Annotated in this window: 1 protein-coding gene; it reads left to right on the forward strand. The window is 36.7% G+C overall.

All coding sequences use genetic code 11. The features are described 5' to 3' along the window. A partial coding sequence (locus EQ827_RS08290) for a transglycosylase domain-containing protein (RefSeq protein ID WP_181190518.1) occupies positions 1-2,213 on the forward strand: 2,213 nt, incomplete at its 5' end. Between the last annotated feature and the right edge of the window lie 636 nt (positions 2,214-2,849).

Below are 2,849 nucleotides of genomic sequence, written 5' to 3' on the forward strand. Positions count from 1 at the left end.
TAATTGGCATTTTTGTTTATTATGGACTAACTGCACCTAAAATAAATTCCGAAATTTTACAAAGTGGGGGTTCCTCCACTATTTATGATCATCATGGCCAAGAAATTACCACTTTAGGTAATGAAAGTCGAACATATATTACAATCGATAAAGTACCGTCTGCAATGAAGAACGCCATTATTTCCACGGAAGATCGTCATTTTTATCAAGAACATCTGGGATTTAACCCCTTTCGCATTTTCATGGCGGCTATTAATAATTTGCGTGGAGATTCTTTACAGGGAGGAAGCACTCTGACGCAGCAATTAATTAAGTTATCTGTGTTTTCTACCAAAAAATCAGATCAAACACTCAAACGAAAAATGCAGGAAGTTTGGTTGGCAGTGCAAGTAGAACGTCATTTTTATAAAGATCAAATTTTAGAATATTATCTGAATAAAGTTTATTTGGCTAACGGCACTTATGGTTTCCAAACAGCAGCTCATTATTATTTTGGGAAAAACTTAGATCAATTAACGCTGGCACAAATGGCTTTATTAGCAGGAATGCCGCAAGCTCCTAATAATTATGACCCTTATAAAAATCCCGACGCCGCTAAAAGCCGGCGCGATTTAGTACTCAAGGCTATGTACAATAATAACAAAATTACGTTAGAACAAGCCCAAACGGCAAAAAACACCCCTATTACTGATGGTTTAAAGGCTTATCGCCCTAATTCGGGTGTAGGTGAAAATAAACTAATTGTTGATCCTTATATCAAAGAGGTAATTAAAGAAGTTAAGCAAAAGGGCTTTGACCCTTATCGTGATAACTTAAAAATTACGGTTAATATGGATATTAAAGTTCAAAAACGGCTTTACCAGATTGTGAATGGTCAAGAAATTGCCTTTCCTGATGACCAACTACAAACTGGAATTAGTGTAATTGACCCTAATAATGGTTCCGTGATTGCGATGATTGGTGGCCGTAAATTAGGTGAAGTACAGCTCGGATTAAATCGGGCCGTTCAAACTTCTCGTAGTAATGGCTCAACAATGAAGCCCATTTTAGATTATGCTCCGGCAATTGAATATTTACACTGGCCTACTAATCAAATTGTTCGGGATACTCCATATACTTATCCTGGGACGGATATTGCTTTAAATAACTGGGATCACACTTATATGGGTAATATTACTATGCGAACGGCCTTAGCCGAATCACGTAATGTACCTGCTGTCAGAACTTTAGGGGCTGTAGGTTTTGATCGGGCACGCAATTTTGCTAAAAAATTAGGAATACATGTAGCACCCAGTGAAGGTTTATCAGCCGCTATTGGAAGCAATGTATCATCACTCCAATTAGCAAGTGCCTATGCAGCTTTTGCCAACGGTGGTCGCTACTATCAGCCAAGTTATGTGTCTAAAGTTCAAACTATTGATGGTGTTAACCATCATTTTGATTCCACAGGCCAACGTGTAATGAGTGAAGCTACCGCTTATATGATTACTGATATCCTCAAAGATGTTGTACAACCTAATGGCCTTGGAGAGCAAGCTTATATTAGCGGCTTGTATCAGGCAGCAAAAACAGGTACCACTAATTATAGTAATGAAGAAATTGCTCGTAATCCAGCTCTTGCAAATGATGCTAAAGATTCGCTTTTTGCTGGATACACTAAAAATTACGCTATTGGTGTCTGGACTGGATATGATCAACCCAATATTAAGGGATTAGATTTTACGCAACAAAAAATTGCTGGACAAATTTATCAAAAATTAATGCACTATTTATCCACTTTAAGTACTAATCAAAATTGGAGTAAGCCTTATAGTGTAGTACGTGTTAATGGAACTAATATCTTATATGTTCGCGGTCATCGTCCTAATACTATTGCTGCCAACTCCTCTGGGTCTAATAATAGTAATCGAGCTGTTCTGCCTAATCGCAATCGCCGCAGTCGAGTTAATCATTATGACGATGATAACGATGATATTACTTCTTCGCCTAATAGTAATGATATTAATGATGATAACTCACCACAAAATCCGCACAATAACTATACCCCTAACTCCCCTCATCCTAGTCAGGGTGATACTAATAATAGCGGATCTAATTCTTCGCCAACTAGCCCTCCAGCCAACAGTACACCCCCTGCTACTGCGCCGGCGCCACCAGCAACTACTCCACCAGCTAGTCCGCCAGCAGAAAATAATCAAACTAATATGCCATAACATTAAAACTGGGTTGGTACAAAACCTAACCCTGGAATAAGTAAAAAGTACTTCACAACGGCGAAGTACTTTTTTGCTGTCCATAATGTCGTCAATAATAAAAATATTTAGTTATTTTTCTCGGAATAATTCGGAATAAACTTGATGTTTCATCGTTCAACTTTTCGCCAAACGAAATCAATATTTTCAAAGATGCCAACTTTTCCTCAGGTATATCGAATATGTTATCAATAATAATAATTTTGGACTAACTGTTAATCTTGTGATTCTATTGTTACAAATAAAATTCGTAAGTAAAGAAATTTATTGTAAATTTTCATCACTGATAAAGCTCTTGCTGGACAAAAACCCAAAAATATTAGTCATCCAATCTATGCGCCCTAAAAATTGAGTTTCACCATGTTGTACGCCCTTCGGTTCTCCAGTTGAATCTGATGTGTAATAATACAAAGCGACATTCTGAATTAATAGAAATTAATTTGCATATTTTTTACAAGCCACACACCCTATTTGATATATTTTGTTATCAACTTAATATTCTCTTTCACCAATTCGCGACTATACACTTTTTCTTTATTTGAATCTCGAAGGATTCCCCAAATAATTGATGCTACTTTCATTTGTGAACTAAATATT

The organism is Bombilactobacillus bombi (assembly GCF_013607485.1).
In the GTDB taxonomy this organism is placed as follows: domain Bacteria; phylum Bacillota; class Bacilli; order Lactobacillales; family Lactobacillaceae; genus Bombilactobacillus; species Bombilactobacillus bombi_A.